The organism is Pantoea sp. Nvir (genome assembly GCF_009829915.1).
Classification (GTDB): domain Bacteria; phylum Pseudomonadota; class Gammaproteobacteria; order Enterobacterales; family Enterobacteriaceae; genus Pantoea.
Window position 1 is genome coordinate 39496 of sequence record NZ_SZZW01000005.1, and the last position, 18587, is coordinate 58082.

An 18587-nucleotide genomic window follows, 5' to 3' on the forward strand; every position below is an offset into this window, starting at 1 on the left:
TGATTAGACCAGAATCGTTGACATACTATACTTGTCACTCAAGGTAACTTCAGTATTGAAGGCCTGTACATGAGAATATCAGCAACATAATCCATTGACCATCTTTAGTTCTTGACGCATCTCATCAATAACTTTTTTATAATCTATATGGTCAAAAATCGCCGAACCAGTGACAAACATGTCCGCGCCTGCATTGGCGATCTGCGCGATATTATTGATTTTTATACCACCATCTACTTCTAGACGGATATTATGACCTCTATTATCGATGCGCCTACGCGCTTCACGAAGCTTATCCAACGTCCCTGGAATAAAGGCCTGGCCGCCAAAACCGGGATTGACTGACATAATTAGGATGACGTCGAGTTTATCCATCACATAATCGAGATGATTTAGCGGAGTAGCAGGATTAAAAACCATGCCTGCTTTGCAGCCATGATCTTTAATTAGTTGCAGCGTACGATCAACGTGCTTACTCGCTTCGGGATGGAATGTGATATAACTAGCACCAGCTTTAGCGAATTCTGAAATCAGCGCATCTACAGGCTTAACCATTAAATGTACATCAATCGGTGCGATAATCCCATAGTCGCGCAGTGCTTTTAACACCATTGGGCCCACGGTGAGACTGGGAACATAGTGATTATCCATTACATCAAAATGTATCACATCGCCACCGGCAGCTAATGCTTTTTCAGTATCTTCACCAAGACGTGCAAAATCCGCTGCGAGTATTGAAGGTGCTAGCAAATATTTTTTCATCAGATGCGCTCGGTGTTATTTATGTATGAGCCAGCCTTACCGCTGACATCTTACCTAGTTAAAAAAGAAAAACTAGCAGTAAAGTGCCAGGAGTTCATCAACATATATACGACTTGTTATATGCCTACTGATAGAACGCCTTGCTTTGACTATGTGTAATATTGCGTCCTGATACCAGAGGCGTGTTAGAGCATTATCCTGATTAGAAATCAGGACTGGAATACGCTCCTTTAGTGCCAGCTGTGATGCTAACTCTGCTAAATGTTTTTGTTCATGTAGACTAAATCTGTGAGTATGGTAGGCAGTAAAATTAGCCGTTGTCGACAATGATGCATAAGGAGGATCACAATAAACAACTGCGCCTTCCTGCGCATTTGTTAGCGTAACATCGTATGATTCACAAACAAAAGTTGCCTTTTGCGCACGCTCGGCAAACCACAGTAACTCGGCTTCAGGAAAATAGGGTTTACGATAGCTACCAAATGGTACATTAAACTCCCCACGCAAATTATATCGACATAACCCATTGTAACCATGACGGTTCAGATAGAGAAATAACAACGCACGCTCATAGATGTCTCTACTTGCATTAAAAGTCACTCGCCGCAAATAGTAACATTCTGAAGTATTCCCTTCCGACGAAAAAAGACGACGCGCATCCTGAATGAATTTCCTGCTACAGTTTTTAACAATGTTATAGAGATTGATCAAGTCGTTGTTGATATCCGCTAAATAATTGCGTTCATAATTAGTGTTGAGAAATACAGAACCTGCACCAACAAATGGCTCGATTAGGCACTCGCCTTGAGGTAAGTGACGACGGATATCTTCCATCAGAGGATATTTACCTCCTGCCCATTTCAAGAAAGCGCGATTTTTCTTCATCCGCCATGGTTAGTTATTTTATTACGGAGCTGTAGTGAATAGACAGCAGTATAGCACTTATCAACGGGCTGGAAACAGTTCATCCGTTCATGAGTTACTACCGGGCAGAATTTTCTTAATCAGTTAAAGAAATAATTTAAAAACTTAATCAGTAGATTTTGCAAATCTATTTTGTCAGATAATAAGGCTATAGAAACTGATTAGGAACCTTTCTCTCAGGTTAAGTAGAACTTGCTCATTCGCATGCATTATCGCTGGACATTATAAGTAATGATAAGTAATGTTCTACTCTTAATAGAGAAAAAGATTTTGATTTTTTCCCAATTGTTCATACTTTTTACAAAGAGGAGCACTGATTAGCTACAGAATATAGTTATCTTGCAGTATTTTTTTCTCGAAAATCATAAAAATATATTTTATTGTTGCTCAGCATAATAATATAAATCACAATAGGCAACGATCATACTTTCCTATATGCTCTGAATAACATAGCTAACGTATAGATTATTAATAGGGCTTATGTTAGTTAGCATAGTTAGTATAGAGTAGAGCAGAGGTATGGAAATATCACTAAACGTATTGGCTGCACTTATTAGAAGAATCACGAATTATCTATCGCGGTATTGAGTACCGTACTTTTGTTAGTAACGGTTGGTTCTACGCTAATGGTAGAAACAGGGATGTTACCACCAATGCTGTTAACTAAAAGTCAACTATCATTCAAACCACCGCTTTTTATTACCACATAACTTATTAAGTTTTCAGTTTTTTTTACAGTCGTTAATAGCAGCTATTATTATATCATGCGTCACGCTGCTGCGAACTTCGGCACGACCTAATGCCAATGGGAGCACTAGGCGCAAATTACCTGCTAGTACCTTTTTATCTCGTAACATATTGAGCAGATAATCTTCATCTTCCATGCTTTTCGGGCCTTGCACGGGCAGACCAGCACGTCGTAGCAACTCTATGATACGACATGTATCGGCGTTAGAAAACTGCCCCAGACGTTCCGCTGTACGTGCTGCCATCACCATACCTACCGCCACTGCCTCGCCGTGTAACCACTTACCATACCCCATATGTACTTCAATGGCATGACCAAAGGTATGACCTAAGTTCAGTAGCGAGCGCTGGCTATATTCATGCTCATCCGCAGCAACAACTTGCGCTTTAAGCTCGCAACAACGGCGGATACACCAACCAATCGCCTTCCTATCGAGCGCCAGAAGTTCATCAAGATTTTCTTCAAGCCAGTTGAAAAAGGCGCCGTCTAGAATAACTCCGTATTTAATTACTTCCGCAAGTCCTGAAGCCAATTCACGTGGCGGTAAGGAACACAGACAATCTGTATCGATCACCACTGATGAGGGCTGGTAAAAAGCACCGATCATATTTTTCCCTAACGGATGATTAACAGCTGTTTTACCACCTACTGATGAATCAACTTGTGACAATAGCGTGGTGGGTACTTGTATTAAGCGTACACCACGCTGATAGCTAGCGGCTGCAAAACCAGTGAGATCACCGATTACTCCACCACCTAATGCAATAAGTGTAGTGTCGCGTCCGTGTGACTTCTGCAGTAATGCGGTAAAAACTTCATCCATCACTGCTAGTGTTTTGTACCTTTCTCCATCAGGCAAAATCACCTGATCTAATTTAACACCCGTTGCTGTTAATAGATTTGACAGTCTTTCGCTATAGAGCAAATCCAGCGTCTTATTAGTGACTAGCATCGCATTCTCGCCCGCTTTTAGCGGCCAAAAAGCAGTCGGATCCTTCAATAATCCGGCGGCGATGGTAATGGGATAGCTACGCTCCCCTAGTAAGACAGTAATCTTTTCCATCATTCCTTACACCTATTACTAAGCCTTTAGATGTTAGATTAGGTATTTTCCAACATATTAATAATTTGATTAGCCACTACTTTTGCACTTTGATCGTCTGTGCGAATAATAACGTCGGCGATCTCTTCATAGAAAGGATTGCGCTCCACGGCTAGTGCTTCAAGCACTTCACGTGGCGGTGAATTAACCTGCAGCAACGGGCGCTTTTTATCACGCTGTGTACGCGCTAGCTGTTTATCAATAGTAGTTTCGAGATAAACTACCACTCCACGAGCAGAGAGACGATTGCGTGTTTCACGGGATTTAACGGAACCACCTCCGGTTGCTAAGACAATGCCATGTTTTTCTGTCAGCTCGTTGATGAGTTTTTCTTCACGGTCACGAAATCCATCTTCGCCCTCGACGTCAAATACCCACCCTATGTCGGCTCCGGTACGTCGTTCAATTTCCTGATCAGAATCAAAAAATTCCATATTAAGTTGCTGGGCTAACTGACGACCGATAGTACTTTTACCAGCACCCATCGGCCCAACCAGAAAGATATTACGTTTGTCTGCCATTTTATCGGTATTACTAAATATTCGTTGATGATACCCCGCACTTAGCTAGATTGCTATTATCAGCGGGACAGGAACTTGGACCTCATTAGCGTTAGCAAAAATCGGACGGAAAATTATCTCAGTACTTAGGGTTGTTTGGCAACCAAATAAATTGCTCTCTAGAACTCCATTTTTTATAGGAGTTAGCTTTATAGCGAGTAAAATTAAGTATTAACACTGTGTTTTTCACAATCTCTTTTAAAAGAGGCTGATGGTCCTAAAAATATACGTCGTTAGGATAAAGTATCGCGTTCTGCAATCTTACACCTTGTATGATAATTTCTATCGTTCGTCAACGTAGTTGTCACTGGAAGTTTCTTCCCTATTGTTTTTTTTAAAAACGTCACTTATCACCTAATCAATGGCAAAGTACTAAAGACTATCAATTAATGTTTTTATACTAAATGACATTTTCTCGGATTCCGTTAACAATTTTAGCAATTAATACTGAGTGCATGCAGAGATCTCTTTGCTTATAGACGTCAGTACTGCTGAATGCAACCTGTTCGAGCTGTGCATATACAGCAATTTTAACCGGCATGCGATATCCTTAAGTGGTGCTTATGTGGGTATAGTATAGTAATCAGGATAGTGATAGCTTTGTTGGTACATAGTACTACCGTTATTATGCTTACCTCATTACTCAAGACTTGTCGTTACTTTTTGTTAAAGTTAAATTTTAGTATAATTAGCAGCATGTTATCTTATTCAACTACTGTAAGTTACGGAGCAATTTTACCAGTAGAGCGAGAAGTTAACATTTTGATAATTCAATATCTCTTATAAAAAATTATCCAACTACTTTCTTAAAAGTGAAGGAGTGGAATATTGATTATATACTTAACGATTTAATTAATAATCTGCAGAGTCGTAGCTATGTTATATAAACACGCTAAAAAAACATGCGACTGCAAACATGTAATTGAATTTCACAGCGAGGATAGTATGTCTGAAGAGTTTGTAAAGAGAAACTGTTTATCAATTACCCCCCAGGGTATACTGTAGCAAGTTTATGATAAAGTCATAAAGTGGTGTTTTTAAGCTTAGAAAAGTGTAAGAAGATCACTAGCGTGCTTGTGGAAACGATTTTATATTTTGGATATCTCAGCCAAGATGGTTTAGCTGCTCTACGGTAAAAGCGCTAAGCAGAAAAAGTGAACAGTGATTTTGGCTTCTTTTTACATTAGTCGGTATACTAACTGTTAGTAGCTAATCCTGCCTTGACGGACTAGCCATTCACGTACCAAGAAGAGAGCACTGACGTTACGTGCCTCACTAAAATCGGATGCTTGCAACAGTCCCATCAAGTTTTTGAGAGGCCATCTTCTCTCGATCAGCGGCTCTGGTTCATCACCTTCCAATCGCTCAGGGTATAGCCCTTCAGCTAGTATAATATTCATCATACTAGCAAAATAAGAAGGTGCCATAGTTAGTTTACTAAGAAACTCCAGTTTTTTTGCACCGAAACCCACTTCTTCTTTCAGTTCGCGATTTGCCGCCTCAAAAACATTTTCACTTGGATCTATTAATCCTTTTGGAAAACCCAGTTCATAGGTTTCTAGCCCAACTGCATACTCTTGGATCAGCACAACATGTTCATTAATAATTGGGACAACCATCACTGCCTCCTGCTCAGATGGTTTTATACGCTCGTAAACGCGTCTCACGCCGTTGCTAAAGGCAAGATCAACCGCTTCAACGGTAAACAACTGAGATCGTGCTACCGTTTCTATATGGAGTATATTGGGTTTTTTTAACGAGTTCTTCATATTAGTCTCAGACTTTCAGCGCTATGCGATGCCAAGGAATAAACGAGCTTAGCTGATCGAAATAGATTGTGCGACAGCACGTTTAATGCGTTATCATGAAACAAAGAAATAGTAACAAAAATGTTACGTGCGACTTACTATACAGAGAAGTGAAGTCTATCTAGTTAAGCTCTCTATGAATCATATCGTCTTGTCAATCTACGATTTTCACATATGTTACATCTGCTACTTTTTGATGAATCAAGATGAATCAAAAGTGCACCTTGCATTACTGAGAAAAAGTACAGTCGATTATCCACAAAAATTATACCGAGCTGAAATGTTGACTCGTTATAAATTATGGTAGAACTGAAAAGTTCCTACAATCGCATCAAAGAATCATAGATGGGTATAAACCATACATGTGTCGTCGGCTATTTTATTAAAAATATATTAACTTTAAATAGCGAGAAATATATTCCATATTTCAACAACTCTCTATATTAGTAACTGTGTCCTTATCTGCATAAGTTAGCCGTTCTACTGCTTAGTAATTTACTGAGTAATAACTTGCCGATGATTCTCGTCAAGCAAGAGAACATGCTAGCCATATCTGAAAAAACGGCGACTCACACTAAACTCGTGGCTTACTTTGAAAGTATAACAATTAAATATGCTCTTGTTGAATAAGTTTATCAATTTGGTGTTAGAAACCCATGCTATATATAGCAAGTAGTAGAAATGTATACAGTTAAATAATAGTTACCAGTTAAATTTTATAAAAAGGATTATATTCAGAGCACCTTCATTAAATGAATTAGCTAATATAGATACATTCTTTTAGAATGTTAGAAAGAATTAATGTGTTTGACAGTTTTGTATTTAAAATACAAACAAAACTTACACGCATTTTTAAAAAAATTATATTTTTTGCTGATTAATGTAGATAGTTTATTTAAAATATATAATGCCCGTTAAAGTTAATAGCAGAGCTTAGCACTCTTTATTTTTTTTAAAAAATTTTTTTTGAATTATGAGTAAAATAGTTAAGGGAACTCATGAATTCTAACCTATATAATGTGTGCTCTTTTTAAGAAATTTTATCAAAAATTATTCCTAATTTAACTTTAATATCATCTAAAGGATCCGATAAACGAAACTTTCTCCATTTGGTATTAATAGAATTGCGTATTTTAAACGATTAATTATGCCACTCAAAATCATTATATAATGACAAGGATATTGACGAAATACATTTCTATATTAATCATATTATTAATCACTAAATATTGATATCATCCTCTTTATTTTATCGTCACTAACGTTAAATTTTATTTTTTATTTCCCCATCATAGACTATGTTTTCTCCCTTTCTAAAAAATACTATTCAAGATAGTACTAAGAATAAACTAAAAGAGCAATGTTTAATATAGATAGTAGTTTGTACATCTATATAGATGTAGCGTTTTAGGGAATTTGATTGCCATTTTAAACTAAAACATGAACAACATTCAATCATCTATAATAAACAATTATCACGATAGCATTGATAAACAAAAATATTATACTAGCAATTGATATAAGGAACTAATGTAGCGTAGATGACTATATTGATAGCAATAGTAATTACGAATTGCTTATTTTCTACTTAGCTCTATCGCCTATATCCTGCTTCTAAACTAGACTTTTAATACACAATAATGAAATAACACATTTTCAAATTCATACTTTTACTTTTTTAAAAAGTCTTTTTACTATTTAATCCTTAACACATCTTAAGAGTCGTGTTTTTAATGAATAATACTTTTTGAATAAGTTAAAAAAAGTTGAATATATTTATTCAATATCGCTCCTGAATTTGAGGAGTTGTAATATACGAGTTACTATCCTTACATAGCAAGATCTCATTAATTTAGGTATCGAGAACATTACTACAGTAGTCCATAAACCCGATTTCGATACACTTTTTACTGAAGGAACGAACTCTTCATCCCGAATTGGAAGTTTATGAACGCGGCACTCTGACGAAAAGGGGTGCATTTGCAGTCGACACCGGACGGAATTTTTACCGGCCGACTACCAAAAAATAAATATATAGTGCTCGATGATACTACCCATGAACCACTTTAGTGGAACGATCGGAGAACCGGTAACAAAAACCAACCTCTATCACCATAAATCTGGCAGCGGTTAAAAGCCTGTGTAACTCAGTAGCTCTTCGGCACGCGTTTATTCTTAATTGAACGCTTTCTGTGGTACCAATGTAAACTCACGCTTCAGTATACACTTTATAATTGCAGTAACTTAACAAGTACTTTTTATTACAAACATGTTTATTCAACAAAACAAGAGCGAACTGTAAGATTTTAAAACCAATTTTATTGTACTGAAAGGAGTGAAATGCATTAAATGCTACCGGCATGTACAAGGGCTGCACTTAGAAACCTTTGTGGCATTCAACCTTACTGAAAGAATAAAGCTTATCGAAGGCACCTGATATGTAGGCGAGATGAAAAGGGGTTGTTCGTGGTGATAAACTATCTACTACTTCTATGTAGGAAAGCTTCTATGCACTGCTTAATTAATTTCGTCCAAGAGTAGGTAATGTTGAGGTGTTCTTCGGACTCTCTTGAACTGGTAAGACCACTCTCTCTACTGATTTAGAACGTCAGCTGATTGGTGACGATGACGGTATTTTCAACTTTGAAGGCAACTGTTATACCAAGACGATCAAGCTCTCTGAGGATGTAGAACCAGAGATCTATCGTAACATCTGCCGCATCATGCTCTACTGGAGAACGTAGTAGTACACAAAGACGGCAGCGTTAATTACGATGACGACATCAAAATAGAAAATACACGAGTATTCTTCTTCTACCCTATCGATCAATATTATATTGATAATATCGCATGTCCGATATCGAAAGCAGGCAATGCGAAGAAAGCTATTCTCCTGACCTCTGCTGATGCCCTTTTGGCGTATTGCCTCCAGTGTCATGCCTAACACTAAAACAAATGTAATACTATCTTCTCTCAGATTTTACTGCTAATCTCACTGGTACCAAGCGCGGAGTGATTGCTCCTATGCCAACTTTCTCTGCCTGCCTTCAGGGCGATCTTTTTACTTTTTAACGTGTTGCATCCAACACAATATTCAGCATTGCTAATGAGACGTATGCAAAAAGCTAGCGCGTAGGTATATCTATTGAATAACGGATGAAACCGTAGAGTCAAACGTATTTCTCTTAAGGATACGCGCATAATAATCAAGGCCATTTTAGAATGGCACATTAGTTAAGAAAATGAAAAGAAATTATAGGCAGTCGTACGTAATTTAGTATAGCTTTTTATTATCAATTTTGAGAAGTATACCAATAATCCAGTTTGTGATGCTTTGATGAAAGCAGTTCCAACGTTGTAACTCTTACGGCTTCTCATATTATTCCTATGGGTTGTTATCTGTGCTTCGGATATTTCGGATATTGCTATTAACCGGCGGGGCTGGCTGTTCATTCATAGGTAACCAGGCGCGAATACGCAGTCCACCACGCTCACTCTTACTAATATCCAGCGATCCCTGATGCGCTTTGATAATGTGCAGCACAATTGCGAGTCCCAGACCGGTGCCTTTACTGGTGCTACTTGCTCCATCACCACGCACAAAAGGCCGTAGAAGACAGGCTAACTCATCTGGTTTGATACTCGTACCATCATCTTCTACTTGAAACCAAAATCGATTGAGCTCGCGCCCGCTACTTACCTTGATCCAACCATTTCCGTAACGCGCCGCATTCACCACCAGATTTACTACTGCGCGTTTAATTAATAATGGATTAATATTCAGCATGAGTTTTTCCGGTATCATTGCGTTTTCGATCTTGCATTCGTAGCTGGTTTCTGCAGCCAACACTTCACCTAGAACATTGTTAAGATCAGCACATTCAGTTTGCATCTCCTGGCCGGTACGCAAATAGTCGAGGCACTGTTCAATAATGGCATTGCACTCTTCAATATCTTTGTTAATTGATTCAGTGAGATAGTCATCTACTTTGCACATCATCTCTGTAGCAAGGCGGATACGCGTCAGCGGCGTGCGCAAGTCATGACTGACGCCCGCCATTAGCAACGTACGATCGTCTATCAGTTGCTTTACGCCACAAGCCATCTGGTTAAAAGCACGCGTCACTGAACGTACTTCCAAACTACCATATTCACGCAACGGTAGAGGAATGACGCCTTTACCGATCTGTAATGCCGCATGTTCCAAGTCAACTAACGGCCTATTCTGGATACGGATAAAAAGCCATGCACTACCAATCGCTAGTAACATGATAGACAGTGTATAGCGGAACAGTGGAAAGAAATCTCTTTGAGAGATTTCACTTAGAGGGACTCGTACCCAGATATCTGGTGACATCCAAGTTTTTAGCCAGACTACTGGCAAATTCTTATTGACTTGGATTCGAGCGTCGGTGAATCCTCTCAACTGGCGCTCCATCTGCTCACTAAGAAACTTATGGTGCTTTGCCCAGAGTAGACCACTCTCTTCGGCTGCGGCGTTTGTGTAAAGCGAGATCCCAAGCTCTCGATAGATATTTCCGCGAAAGGCTGGTGGTATTTCTAGTTGCGTCCCGTCTTCTAGCTGCAGCCGTTCGGTCATTAATATCCTTACTTCGTATGCTAGTAATTTATTAAATTGTTGAAGGCTAGGAAGCATATCAAAATTGGGCTCTACTAAGTACGTCGTTACTAAGCTGATAAAAATCAATGTAATTGTCAATAATAGGGTGCGAGCAAACGAACTAAGAGATAATAAACGCAGTCGCGCCATCGTCATGCTTTAGAACCGTCCGGAACAAAGACATACCCTAAACCCCAGACTGTCTGAATATAACGCGGGTGCGCTGGATCCTCTTCTATCATACGACGCAAGCGTGAGATCTGCACGTCTATGGAACGTTCCATCGCGCTGTATTCACGTCCGCGTGCTAAGTGCATCAACTTATCGCGGGATAATGGTTCACACGGGTGGCTTACCAACGTTTTTAAAACGGCGAATTCGCCGCTAGTCAGTGGAATCGGCGCATTCTCACAGAACATTTCACGTGTTCCCAGGCTGAGCATGAACTTGCCGAAGGTAATGACTGCCTCTTCCTGTGTAGGTGCTCCTGGTAACTCGTTAGCTTGACGACGCAGAACTGCGCGAATACGAGCTAGCAGCTCGCGCGGGTTAAAAGGTTTTGGAATGTAGTCATCAGCTCCGATTTCCAACCCAACGATACGATCTACCTCTTCGCCTTTAGCTGTAACCATAATGATCAGCATTGAATTGTTCTGGCTACGCAGTCGACGACAAATTGACAAACCATCCTCACCTGGTAGCATTAGATCCAGCACCATCAGGTGAAATGATTCACGAGTCAATAGACGATCCATTTGTTCAGCATTGGCTACGCTGCGCACCTGAAAACCCTGTTCGTTGAGATAACGTTCTAACAGCGCGCGCAAACGCATATCATCATCAACGACCAGAATTTTATGATTCTCTTGCATGTTCTTCTCCTAAAGAAAGGCACCATTGCGCTGAACAGAATTTTGTTAAAAATTTGCCTTATTCACTATTATCGTTTCAAAGAGTGGCAATATATAGGATCACTCGTTTGATCAAGGTATATAATACCAATATCTACATTCCTTAAAGCATAATTCGATTAGACAAGCGCCGTATCAATGACAATATAAATAAAATCCAAAAAATTAATCAGTAACTCTTAATTCTTTTATACTGCAAACAGTATGCACGATACTATTTTTAAGTGCTTCCGGTACGTTACAGAAGATGGATAATAGAAAACTATTCTACTTAGGCGCTAGATACACTGGTATTCTTCATTTAAATACGGTCTACGCAGCGCTTGCAACTGATAACTCTTAATACTATCTGTCAATGTTCGCATCATGCATGATGCTGCTCTACACGGCGTTACATTATCAGTTACGTTTCAAGTACAGAAGTGGCATAAAATTCAAGTACAGAAGTGGCATAAAAATCCCCCCCCTCCCCTCCTCAATCTTCCATTAACTCTCTATTTACGGGAAATAATAATTATGTTTACCGCAGTGTTTTACACTGTATGCACCTCATACTGTTTATGTCTTCTGATTTCCTCAGATTATGATTATGTATAAGCATTCGATTAATCACTGTTAATGCTTTGATAATCTAAAGGTAAGCTTGAATTGTATAATGTAAATAACGTGATCTAAGGGCCGAACCCTTTGTTCATAAGAGGTTACAAAGCTATAACGCCAATTATCGGTACAACAAAATACACGAGCATAGCAAGATTTTTTGTAGCTCTCCATGAATACCGATTAACAGGAGAGCAGTAACCAACACTTCCTTACGCGACACTGTATAGATACATTCTCCGCAGATTACAGTACAAAAATTGATTATCAGAGGAGTATGGTTCATCAATCTGATTTTCATTCTTACTAATGAAGTATAATTTTTACGAAATTTGAATTTCCCCGATGAGTAGATTTTTTTATTGCGTATCACCTTCATGCCCTGTTAGTAACAATTCACTTAGAATTGATCGAAATCTTTGAATATCAATATTCATCAAGCAGTCGCAGTTAATGCGATAAAAGTGGCTATGTCTTTAGAACCGTTGGCAGTTACTCAAAGTAAGCCTCCAAACCTTGAAACTGTATAAACATATGAGGATGCGCTCTCTACGCATTAACTACAGACATGCTAATCTTCCTTAACGGCCGTGTACTCTGCATTTTATCTGATAATGAAGGTGTTATGTTGTAACAACCGAACAGGAGCTGCACGATCTGACGAAGAACCTATCGTTTTAGCCGAAAGAATATAATTAACACCATTAGAGGATTAAAAACCATAAAAACTTTGCTGTTTAGTAAAGTGCTGAAAGGTTAGTACCAATTTTGATAAATTCAGCTCTTTAATTTAAAAACACTTATATCCATGATTTGATACATATCTGCTCCTTTAGCATTAGATATTTCAAATAAAGTTTAAAGAAAGAAATGCTAGATATCGCTCTACCGTGTAAAATACTATACTGGCCGTACTACTTAATAAGTAGTCTTCCAGCAATAACGAGCAGTAATCTATCTCTAATCTCTATGCTAAAAATATGCCAATATTTTTTCCTTTTAGTCCTCTCATGCCCTTTTCTTTATACTCCTCACAAGCCTCCCATGTTATGGGTTGAGTAGCATAACATTGCTAAGCTACTTGGCCATACATTATATCATGTAGAAATCTTGATGAAATATTACCAGTATGTAATTTCGGCTAGAATTATTTCTCTATCAACATGCCATCTATCACCGATCACGGACACCTCACTTGATGTGTAATTAGAAAAGGAAACAATTAATCGCAATGGGAAATTATTGTGCATTTTCTAGACAATACAGATGATTAACAGGGATAGTTCCCAAAAAAGTGATTGCCGATGAAAAATCATCAGTTTTCATTAGTTAACTACACAACTGTTTGTGAAAATTAAGAATATGTTTCACGAAAACATCAGGATGTGAAATAAATGGTGCATGCGCGGCTTTCTCCATCATGATGGAAGGAGGCGAAGTGGTCAATACGGCATCAAGTTGTGCAGCGATACGGCGTGGCACTAGACTATCCAGTGCACCATAAAGACGTAAAAACGGCACTGTAATTTGTGGCAGGCGATCACGTAAATCTACATCGCGCAGGATGGCCAACCCACCCTCTAACACTTCAACCGATAACATTGGTTGCACCCTAACCACCTCTTTTAATATACAGGTATCCTCACGCGCACTATCAGTTCCTAAAGTTTGTAGAACCAAAAAGCGCTCAATAGTACGATAAAAATCGTTACTAAGCTGGGTTCGGAAGATCTCTAAGGTGTTCGGCTTAATTCCTGGCCATGTATTGCGGGCAGTAAAACAAGGTGAAGAAGCCACACTAATTAGTCCCCTTATCTGCTGTGGTGCGCACAAGGCCAGCTCGGTAGCAACCAGCCCACCCAACGACCACCCTAGTAACAGCGCATGAGGAGGCAAGTATGGTAATAGGTACTGTGCCGTTTCTACCAACGACAGCGCACCGACTTGCTGGCTGCGACCATACCCTGGTAGATCGACCAGATGTAAGCAAAAATGCGGGCTGAGTAGAGAGACAACGCCTTGCCAAACTTCCGCATTCATTCCCCATCCATGAAGTAACACAAGAGGCATATTACCTTTTCCACAGATATTCCAATAAAGCACAGTCATTATAGTTACTTCCATAAAATAAAAAGGATTAGAATGTTACTTTGTTTACACTGCATCTTCTCAGCTTAATGTCCGCAAAAATAGTTAATGGGAGGCCCGTACTTTAACAAATATCAAAGCCACTTTGCTTTTTGTGGACTATATAAATTAATAAGTACTTAGTTCTGGCGATTTGAGTGAAGCGAAACTGATGTATAGAGCACTACACTTATTAGTTCATGTGCCTAGTTCTGGTGGACTGTATGCTACTGCATAAAAAAAAGCCATTGCTATCATACTTGCTCAGACTATGAAACTTTTAACTACGGTGTCATGTACAGGGAAGCACTCAGTATCTTTTTCCTTGCATTATAGGTTTTGGAAATATGCCAACTCCCTTAGTTGACGATGTCATGACAATAGCGAATGTTGTAGGAAAGAAAATCAGAAGGTGCATTTTACTAGAACAAAAAAGGGCGTAAATGAAACATAAAATAGTGGCTGTGTGGGATCTTTTGGATTACCATTTACAGACGTAGTAGTATTATCATTTGTGTATCAATTATTGAGCAATTGCTATGATCCGAATTACTGTTCCTGCCCAGGAACACTTCGCAAAACTGTTGTCAAAAAAGAAAGATGGCACTCAAATTCGAGTGTTTGTTATCAATCCAGGTACACTCAATGCTGAGTGCGGTGTCTCTTATTGCCCACCGGATACAGTAGAAGGTACAGATGTAGAGCTAAAGTTTGAAAATTTTTCAGCTTACGTTGACGAGCTAAGTGCACCCTATCTTAAAGATGCAGAGATAGGTTTTGTGACAGATAACCTTGGTTCACAATTGACTCTAAAAGCTCCGAACGCTAAAATACGTAAAATTTCTGAAGAAGCACCACTAGTCGAGCGAGTCGACTACCTGCTACAAACTCAGATTAATCCCCAGTTGGCAAATCATGGCGGTCATGTTTCTTTGATAAAAATCACCAATGACGGTTATGCTGTCCTGAAATTTGGCGGTGGCTGTAATGGTTGTTCAATGATTGACTTTACGCTAAAAGAAAATATAGAGAAAGAACTACTTGCTGCTTTCCCGGACCTCGAAGGCGTACATGATTTCACTGAGCACGAGCGTGGTGAACACTCCTACTATTGATTCCAATAGTAGGTGGAATCATCGTCTAACTATCACTCACGGGCCACCACGAGACCTGCTTTATTTGTCTGTCTAAAAATTTCAGAGCAGTTTAATCCCCTGTAGATGTGTGCTCACAAATACTCGATCCCTCCCCAATTATAAATCCAGCGGTTCTACGTTTACTTCACCCGCCATTGATATTAGTAATCCTAACTCCTAATTAGGATAGAAACCGAATGTCTCTCTTAGTTAGAGAGAATTTACTTCTAAAACCGCTGAGAATAGGTATATAAATCGCGCTTATTACTATCGCTAGGACTCCACTAATGTAGGCATTCGTCAAGTCGACGACAGCGACGGGTATATTCAATATTGTTCTTTTTCTAAACTAACCAACTATCTCTCTTTAGCAAAGTATTAATTGATTCATTCGCAATCGCGTACACACACATCATAGGTACGCAACGTAAGTTCCTCAAATCTTCACCTACTCACTCCTGGTCGAGTATTGATATGCCACCAGATAATACACCCACTAGCAATCAAGCTTACTGTACATATTATATATTGTCACGAACTGGCAAAGATTTAAATTAGGTGGAGTGCTGGTATAACTTTTATAAAGCGGTTAGGTTACGTTATTTATTTAATACAGAACTAATGGCCGTTTAATATTACTCAATCCATATAGTAACGGTAAAAAGTTACCGTATTAGTAATTATTAGCACTAATCTACTAAGATTAGTGAATTAATCTTCAATCTTTAAAAACAGCTAATTGTGTTCGATTGCCTCGAAAAATGGTGAAGAAGTTAAGAACCTGGAGGTATACTCCCAGTATCCATAAGTCGCCACATCAACAGAAAATAGTATAAATCTAAAAGCATGACTCATTGGCTAAAAATAATGTAAAAAGACTAGGATTTTCCTAGCATCGTTTAGTCGACTAGTAACCGCAACATACGGCGCAACGGCTCTGCTGCACCCCAGAGCAGCTGGTCACCAACTGCGAAGGCAGAAAGGTATTTTGGACCCATATTAAGCTTGCGTAAGCGACCAATCGGCGTAGTTAACTTCCCAGTGACTGCTACAGGTGTTAATTCTCGCATGGTTAGCTCACGATCGTTGGGCACTACCTTCACCCACGCATTATGTGAAGCTAGCAACTGTTCGATTTCTAATATTGGCACATCATTTTTCAGCTTAAGAGTAAATGCTTGACTATGGCAACGTAGAGCGCCAATGCGCACGCAGAGGCCATCAACTAGAATAGAGTGTTGCTCACCAAGAATTTTGTTGGTTTCTGCCTGTCCTTTCCATTCTTCACGAGTCTGGCCGTTCTTAAGCTGCTTGTCAATCCACGGAATCAAGCTACCTGCCAGAGGCACACCAAAATTATCGACGGGCAATATTCCAGAACGTGTCAGCTCAGTAACTTTGCTTTCGATATCAAGAATGGCTGAAGCTGGATTCTGTAGCGAGATTTCAACCTGACTATACAGCATCCCCATCTGTGTTATTAGTTCACACATATGACGAGCACCTCCACCAGAAGCAGCTTGGTAGGTGGCAACTGATGCCCATTCCACTAGATTTTCAGCGAATAGTCCGGCTAGAGACATCAACATCAAACTGACAGTACAATTACCACCGACAAATGTTTTAATGCCTTTGTCAAGCCCTTGGAGAATTACCTGATAATTAACTGGATCAAGAATTATAATTGCCTCATTTTTCATACGTAGTGTTGAAGCCGCATCAATCCAATAACCCTGCCATCCGCTTTGGCGCAGCTTCGGATAGATTTCACTAGTGTAGTCACCTCCTTGACAGGTCATAATGATATCAAGGGATGTCAGTACCTCAATATCAAAAGCATCGTGCAGTAAACCAGTGACCTTGCCACCAAACACCGGGGCTTCCTGTCCCAGTGAAGAGGTGGAAAAGAAAATTGGATTAATTACATCGAAATCACGCTCTTCACTCATACGTGACATTAGCACGGAGCCGACCATACCGCGCCACCCAATAAAACCCACATTCTTCATTTTCTACCTGTCTCAGTCATCGATAACCCCTAACTTACTTACCGAAGAAAATAGCGGAATGCTATTTTAACTCCGCTCTATGTCATAAATGGATTTACCTATGACTAACAACTCTACAAAATATAGTTTTCATGGCAAGTGAATTAATTCAATTGCGCTAACTTTTTCAGCAGTGTAGCTAATAACAAGTCCGTGACTGGATGTAAGGGATAATGTAAAACAGATGACTGAAATAATTTCTGCTACTATTTTATTGCTGCTTATTATGGATCCATTGGGTAACTTGCCAATTTTCATGTCGATATTAAAACATCTGGAGCCAAAGAGGCGGCACATAGTGTTGATCCGCGAACTACTAATTGCGTTAGTACTTATGCTACTATTCCTGTTCGCAGGCGAACATATTCTAACAGTTCTTAACCTACGAACTGAAACGGTATCGATTTCGGGTGGTGTTATTCTATTTTTAATAGCTATCCATATGATTTTCCCTTCAGTTGAAAGCAATACAAGCGGGTTACCTGTAGGCGAAGAGCCTTTCCTAGTGCCGTTGGCGATCCCTCTAGTGGCTGGTCCCTCACTACTTGCTACGTTAATGTTACTATCTCATCAATATCCTAACCAGATGGGTCATCTTATAGGAGCACTGCTAATTGCTTGGAGTGTAACAGTGACGATTCTGCTTTTGTCAGGGTTTTTTTTGCGCTTACTGGGAGATAAAGGCGTTAATGCGCTAGAACGTCTTATGGGGTTGATTTTAATTATGTTGGCAACCCAGATGTTTTTAGATGGTATCCGAATTTATCTCAAGCTATAATCCGCAATACTATAAATAGTATTTTTTTGTCTGTTTTCATATCCATGATAAACATGGACATACTAACAATAATTCAATGTTTATTAGTGATTATAATTAATAACCTATCTTTTATGAAAAAATTGCTCTACACGACAGCATAATCTATGCATTAAATCATATTTCTTGTGACGCCTTTGATGTGTATAAGTAGTTATTTTAAGCTACATCACTTCACATGCTCTTACAGAAATAGTACCGAAAGTGGGATAGATAAGACAATGCTGCTCAGCATTGATAATCCCCGCTTTGTTACCGGCACGAAATTTATTTTAATCACGGTGAATACGTGATACCGCTTTCAGCACTTGGTACTGATAATAATGCCGTACTGTGTAAAACCTGCTTAAAATAATCATGATTTAATAGTACAAAAGTGTAAGCACCGATAGCGTATAAGCTGCTGTATCCAAGAACCAGTAT

The 18587-nt window shown here is 39.2% G+C and carries 12 protein-coding genes and 1 pseudogene; 3 read left to right on the forward strand and 10 right to left on the reverse strand.

From position 1 onward, the window contains the following. Positions 1 to 78: 78 nt before the first annotated feature. The 6 genes from rpe to nudE form a co-directional block, all read right to left on the reverse strand. The gene (gene rpe / locus FD729_RS04085) at positions 79 to 762 is read right to left on the reverse strand and encodes a ribulose-phosphate 3-epimerase (protein WP_159932017.1); all 684 of its coding nucleotides are present in this window, start codon (positions 760 to 762) and stop codon (positions 79 to 81) included. Positions 763 to 834: 72 nt separating this feature from the next. After that, positions 835 to 1647, reverse strand: coding sequence for an adenine-specific DNA-methyltransferase (gene dam / locus FD729_RS04090; protein ID WP_159932018.1), 813 nt, complete (start codon positions 1645 to 1647; stop codon positions 835 to 837). Between the two features lie 761 nt (positions 1648 to 2408). Beyond that, positions 2409 to 3497 carry a 3-dehydroquinate synthase gene (aroB, locus tag FD729_RS04095; RefSeq protein ID WP_159932060.1) on the reverse strand — a complete coding sequence of 363 codons (1089 nt, stop codon included), beginning with the start codon at positions 3495 to 3497 and terminating at the stop codon, positions 2409 to 2411. A 38-nt stretch (positions 3498 to 3535) separates the two neighbouring features. Further along, positions 3536 to 4057: a shikimate kinase AroK gene (gene aroK, locus FD729_RS04100; RefSeq protein WP_159932019.1), complete on the reverse strand. Its 522-nt coding sequence runs from the start codon at positions 4055 to 4057 to the stop codon at positions 3536 to 3538. 439 nt (positions 4058 to 4496) lie between these two features. Continuing rightward, positions 4497 to 4637, reverse strand: a complete 141-nt coding sequence (locus tag FD729_RS04105; RefSeq protein WP_159932020.1) for a hypothetical protein — start codon at positions 4635 to 4637, stop codon at positions 4497 to 4499. A gap of 661 nt (positions 4638 to 5298) precedes the next feature. After that, positions 5299 to 5865, reverse strand: a complete 567-nt coding sequence (gene nudE / locus FD729_RS04110; protein WP_159932021.1) for an ADP compounds hydrolase NudE — start codon at positions 5863 to 5865, stop codon at positions 5299 to 5301. Between the two features lie 1885 nt (positions 5866 to 7750). Here nudE and FD729_RS04115 point away from each other — a divergent pair. Further along, positions 7751 to 9124: pseudogene (locus FD729_RS04115) on the forward strand (phosphoenolpyruvate carboxykinase (ATP)); the annotation flags it as partial. 165 nt (positions 9125 to 9289) lie between these two features. On the opposite strand, the gene envZ reads toward FD729_RS04115, so the two are convergent. From envZ to bioH, 3 genes are all read right to left on the reverse strand, one after another. Beyond that, positions 9290 to 10675 carry a two-component system sensor histidine kinase EnvZ gene (gene envZ / locus FD729_RS04120; protein WP_159932061.1) on the reverse strand — a complete coding sequence of 462 codons (1386 nt, stop codon included), beginning with the start codon at positions 10673 to 10675 and terminating at the stop codon, positions 9290 to 9292. Between the two features lie 2 nt (positions 10676 to 10677). Next, positions 10678 to 11397 carry a two-component system response regulator OmpR gene (gene ompR, locus FD729_RS04125; RefSeq protein ID WP_159932022.1) on the reverse strand — a complete coding sequence of 240 codons (720 nt, stop codon included), beginning with the start codon at positions 11395 to 11397 and terminating at the stop codon, positions 10678 to 10680. A 1968-nt stretch (positions 11398 to 13365) separates the two neighbouring features. Then, complete coding sequence (bioH, locus tag FD729_RS04130) at positions 13366 to 14145, reverse strand: pimeloyl-ACP methyl ester esterase BioH (RefSeq protein WP_159932023.1); 780 nt, start codon at positions 14143 to 14145, stop codon at positions 13366 to 13368. A 557-nt stretch (positions 14146 to 14702) separates the two neighbouring features. Between bioH and nfuA the strand changes: the two genes are divergently transcribed. Then, the gene (nfuA, locus tag FD729_RS04135; RefSeq protein WP_159932024.1) at positions 14703 to 15278 is read left to right on the forward strand and encodes a Fe-S biogenesis protein NfuA; all 576 of its coding nucleotides are present in this window, start codon (positions 14703 to 14705) and stop codon (positions 15276 to 15278) included. Between the two features lie 920 nt (positions 15279 to 16198). On the opposite strand, the gene asd is transcribed toward nfuA, so the two are convergent. Continuing rightward, positions 16199 to 17308 carry an aspartate-semialdehyde dehydrogenase gene (gene asd, locus FD729_RS04140; protein WP_159932025.1) on the reverse strand — a complete coding sequence of 370 codons (1110 nt, stop codon included), beginning with the start codon at positions 17306 to 17308 and terminating at the stop codon, positions 16199 to 16201. Positions 17309 to 17531: 223 nt separating this feature from the next. Between asd and FD729_RS04145 the strand changes: the two genes are divergently transcribed. Further along, positions 17532 to 18125: a YhgN family NAAT transporter gene (locus FD729_RS04145; RefSeq protein ID WP_159932026.1), complete on the forward strand. Its 594-nt coding sequence runs from the start codon at positions 17532 to 17534 to the stop codon at positions 18123 to 18125. The last annotated feature ends 462 nt before the right edge of the window (positions 18126 to 18587 follow it).

Bases quoted from the DNA above. Each gene is read 5' to 3' on its own strand.
- aroB (WP_159932060.1), bottom strand. From the start codon at position 3,497: ATGGAAAAGATTACTGTCTTACTAGGGGAGCGTAGCTATCCCATTACC.
- aroK (WP_159932019.1), bottom strand. From the start codon at position 4,057: ATGGCAGACAAACGTAATATCTTTCTGGTTGGGCCGATGGGTGCTGGT.
- bioH (WP_159932023.1), bottom strand. From the start codon at position 14,145: ATGACTGTGCTTTATTGGAATATCTGTGGAAAAGGTAATATGCCTCTT.
- FD729_RS04145 (WP_159932026.1), top strand. From the start codon at position 17,532: ATGACTGAAATAATTTCTGCTACTATTTTATTGCTGCTTATTATGGAT.
- nudE (WP_159932021.1), bottom strand. From the start codon at position 5,865: ATGAAGAACTCGTTAAAAAAACCCAATATACTCCATATAGAAACGGTA.
- asd (WP_159932025.1), bottom strand. From the start codon at position 17,308: ATGAAGAATGTGGGTTTTATTGGGTGGCGCGGTATGGTCGGCTCCGTG.
- nfuA (WP_159932024.1), top strand. From the start codon at position 14,703: ATGATCCGAATTACTGTTCCTGCCCAGGAACACTTCGCAAAACTGTTG.
- envZ (WP_159932061.1), bottom strand. From the start codon at position 10,675: ATGGCGCGACTGCGTTTATTATCTCTTAGTTCGTTTGCTCGCACCCTA.
- ompR (WP_159932022.1), bottom strand. From the start codon at position 11,397: ATGCAAGAGAATCATAAAATTCTGGTCGTTGATGATGATATGCGTTTG.
- dam (WP_159932018.1), bottom strand. From the start codon at position 1,647: ATGAAGAAAAATCGCGCTTTCTTGAAATGGGCAGGAGGTAAATATCCT.
- FD729_RS04105 (WP_159932020.1), bottom strand. From the start codon at position 4,637: ATGCCGGTTAAAATTGCTGTATATGCACAGCTCGAACAGGTTGCATTC.
- rpe (WP_159932017.1), bottom strand. From the start codon at position 762: ATGAAAAAATATTTGCTAGCACCTTCAATACTCGCAGCGGATTTTGCA.